Source organism: Anaerolineales bacterium (assembly GCA_016928575.1).
Lineage (GTDB): Bacteria > Chloroflexota > Anaerolineae > Anaerolineales > RBG-16-64-43 > JAFGKK01.
Window position 1 is genome coordinate 1 of sequence record JAFGKK010000085.1, and the last position, 3,529, is coordinate 3,529.

A 3,529-nucleotide genomic window follows, 5' to 3' on the forward strand; every position below is an offset into this window, starting at 1 on the left:
CCCTCTCCTGGCATAAGTCAGGAGAGGGGGAAGGGGTTGTGGGGTTGGGGGTGAGGAAAGGGCAGGGACAGGGGGCTGAGGAGATACATTTTTTTTACAAGCCGGTTTTTTTTCCGGCTTTTGGATTCGATGACGGTTTCCGGCGTTGTTCGGGTTGTCCTCATTCTATCCTGCTCGTGCGGGATGAAAATCCCCCACGGCTTGCCCGGCTTTCTTCGTTTTATGGATATGGGGAAAGCGGGGCTTGCTGCGCAGTCCTTTGGTATTGCGATCCGGACTGCCGCGCGGTGTTCCATTCATGGAACAGGGAAAGGAGCATGTCGTGCAAGGGGCGCCATCCTCGAAGGTTCGACGGAGGTGCTCCCCGGCATGCCCGTCCGGCCGTCGACTGCGGCCGAATTTCACTGATCGACCGTCGGTTGATTATTTCTTCCGCGGCACGCGGGGAATCCAACGGGGCACGCGACGTTTGTTCTCCAAATAGTCTTGGCCGAAATCGGCTTCGAGTCTGCGTTCCTCGCTGCGGACGACGGTGAAGTGAATCGAGATCGAGAACAGAGCTGCCGCCGACAGCAGGGTCGGTGACCGCCGCGCCAGCGCAACCCCCAGCAGAACCAGCGCCCCGCCCAGATAGATCGGATTCCTGACCCAGCGGTAGATCCCGAAAACGACCAAGCGCTTGGTCGGGTCGGCGGGAGCGCCGGTCGCGCCGCCCCAAGCCAGAAACGCGGTTTCCGCCAAAGCCAGCAGGATTATGCCCGTCAACACAATGCCCCATGAAATCCAGCCTGAGACGGCCGGCAGACGAAAGGACAGGCGGGTATCGAGCCAGAAGCAAAAACCGACGGCAAGCAGAATGCCGAAAACGGCGGTTGCGTTTACAGGGAATCGTTTCATCGCTGAAACGCCAGCGAGGCGGGAAGGCTACGCTGCAGGGGCGGCGTTCCCCTGCAATCCGAGCTCGGCGGCGATGGGGCGCATGGCTTGGATGACGTTCTCGACGTGCTCCCAAAGTTCCACGCCGAATTCGGCGGTCCCGCGCTCGATCTCCTCGCGGTTGGCTCCGGCGGCGAAGGCCCGGTCCTTCCATTTTTTCTTCACCGATTTGGCGGTTAAGTCCAGGAGCGAGCGCGAGGGCCGGACCAGGGCCACGGCGGTGATCAGGCCGGTCAATTCGTCGCAGGCGAAAAGCGCTCTTTCCATGCGGTTCTCCCGCGCCACGCCGGTGTGGTCAGCGTGGGAAAGCACGGCGTGGATGATTTCCTCCGGTACGCCCCGCTGGCGCAGGATCGGCGCCCCCGCCATGGGGTGGCGTTCCAGGTCCGGATGGATCTCCCAATCGAAATCGTGCAGCAATCCGGCGGCCCCCCATAATTCTTCGTCTTCGCCGAATTTCCTCGCATAAAACCGCATCGCTGCCTCGACGGCCAGCATGTGGCGAAAGAGATTTTCGTTTTTGATAAATTCGCGCACGATGGAGAGGGCTTCGGAGCGGTTCATTGGGAATTGACCTTTCTGTCCGGATTTCCAGCCGGTGTTCCCTGCCTCACCCTCCGTCCCCATCTTCCGGCGACTGCCCTCGCGCCGGCCCTCGCGAAGCGGGGGAAGCGGGGGCAGCGGGGGTATGCAGGGAAAGGGGGGAGTCAGGAATGAGGGGCTCAAGCGGCCCGAGGACGGGCTGGGGGTGCGTGACCTGCGCATCTACGATCGCCGCGGCGCAGGCCGCCCATTCGCGCAGGTTCCACAGCAGGAGCGACGTGGTCCGGTACTCGTACCGATCGGCCGCAACGCCGACGGCGTCGATTCCCAGGTTGTCGCAGAGGTATAGCGCCCGGGGCAGGTGGAAATCCTGGGAGACGAGGATCGCCTGCCGGACGTTGAAGACGAACCGGGCCCGGTAACAGCTGTCGTAGGTGCGCCGGCCCGCAAAATCCCGGACCAGATCGGCTTCCGGCACGCCGAGCGAGATGGCGTATTGGCGCATCGCCTCGGGTTCGTTGTATTCCGGGAAGCGGTTGTCGCCGGTCAGGAGGAGTTTGCCGACCTTACCGGATTTATACAAATCGACCGCCGCGGCCACCCGGTCGGCCAGGACCGGCAACGGAGTCCCGTCGCGGTACAGGCCGGCGCCGAAGACGATCGCCACCGGAGCGGAGGGTGCGTCCTGCGGACTCCGGAAGATCCGCGGTTGAGTTTTCAACCGGATATAGATCCACGGCAAGCCGGCAAGGGTTGCTCCCCCCAAAAGGAAAAACAGCCAGGGTCCGCTTAGGCGGATCTTCTTCATCCGGCCGGTCCTCCGCCCGCGCCCCGGAATTCCATCAATTCGACGGGCGCACCGTCGTCAAGGATCATCGCCGTGCGTACCCCGGCCGACGGCGCGGCGACGCCGAAGAGGATCTCCCTGTCTTTCAGGGCGGTTTCCAGATCGTCAACGACGAATGCCAGGTGGGGCACGGTGCGGATGATCTCGGGCCGGGGGCTGTGATCCTCGAACCGCATCCACTCGATTCCGAACGGGCTGGTTTCGAATCCGGAAACGTACAAGCCGAATTGGGGCAGATGCTTTTCTTTCGGGCGCGGGATGCGGGTGGGGATCCCCATATGATGGAAGCGCCATCCGTCGCGGACAACGGCGGCGGGAAAGGCATCATCCTGGCGCGGGGCGCCGGCCGAAGGCTCTTTTTTTCTGTCTACGGAACAGGACATCATACCTCGGGAGGATGCTTGGCAGGGTGCTGAAAAAAGAAAAGATGGTGGTTGAGCAGCCCCAGTGCTCTTCCGGGGCGCATCGAAACCACTTGATAACTTCCGGGGTCTCGCCCGCTCTGGCCGGGCTGGGCCAGGGATCCGCCCGCGTAGAGTGCGGGCTGCCCCGGCCTCACTCCGCGAAGCGGGGCAAGGCTTTTCAGCACACCATTGGAAACCGGGATGCACCCGGTAAAGAAAAAACCCGGTTTCCCGGGTTAGTGCCGAAGCTGGGAGTTGAACCCAGATGGCCTTGCGGCCACTGCGCCCTGAACGCAGCGCGTCTGCCAGTTCCGCCACTCCGGCATGAGAGCCTGAATTGTAATAAGAAAAAAGGATTTGTCAATCTTGATGCGATTGGGCCGGCGCGGACCCGGCCGGGAAAACGCAGGAACAGCAGTTCCCCGATGCAGGCGGCCGAAACGGTTCGTTGTTTTTGAGCGCTCAGCCGGCGAATGTCATGCCCGCGCCCACCCTCGCGCTCCCCTCGCGAAGCGGGGGAAACGAGGGAAGCGGGGGAAACGGAAGAAGCGGTGAAAGCGGGGTGGATCGAGCGGGCATCCATGTCTCTCAATCCCTGGATTACCATTAAAACCACGCGGGAATGACGACACAACCAGAAAGCGATGTCTCAACGGAAAATTTGTTTTTCCGCTTTCCAGACAGCCCTCTTGACGATTAGAGTATTGAAAGACATTTTGTATCTCCTCAGCCCCCCGTCCCTGCCCTTTCCTCACCCCCAACCCCACAACCCCTTCCCCCTCTCCTGACTTATGCCAGG

At 61.9% G+C, this 3,529-nt stretch carries 4 protein-coding genes and 1 tRNA gene; all 5 read right to left on the reverse strand.

The genetic code is table 11. From position 1 onward, the window contains the following. Nucleotides 1-423: 423 nt before the first annotated feature. On the reverse strand, nt 424-897 hold the full coding sequence (locus tag JW929_10635) for an isoprenylcysteine carboxylmethyltransferase family protein (GenBank protein ID MBN1439855.1): 474 nt from the start codon (nt 895-897) through the stop codon (nt 424-426). Nucleotides 898-924: 27 nt separating this feature from the next. Further along, nucleotides 925-1,500, reverse strand: a complete 576-nt coding sequence (locus JW929_10640) for an HDIG domain-containing protein (GenBank protein ID MBN1439856.1) — start codon at nt 1,498-1,500, stop codon at nt 925-927. A 46-nt stretch (nt 1,501-1,546) separates the two neighbouring features. Next, nucleotides 1,547-2,287 carry a YdcF family protein gene (locus tag JW929_10645; GenBank protein ID MBN1439857.1) on the reverse strand — a complete coding sequence of 247 codons (741 nt, stop codon included), beginning with the start codon at nt 2,285-2,287 and terminating at the stop codon, nt 1,547-1,549. Next, on the reverse strand, nt 2,284-2,604 hold the full coding sequence (locus JW929_10650) for a hypothetical protein (protein MBN1439858.1): 321 nt from the start codon (nt 2,602-2,604) through the stop codon (nt 2,284-2,286). The genes JW929_10645 and JW929_10650 overlap by 4 nt, the downstream gene beginning before the upstream one ends. A 366-nt stretch (nt 2,605-2,970) precedes the next feature. Further along, nucleotides 2,971-3,054 (reverse strand) — tRNA-Leu (locus tag JW929_10655). Nucleotides 3,055-3,529 lie beyond the last annotated feature (475 nt).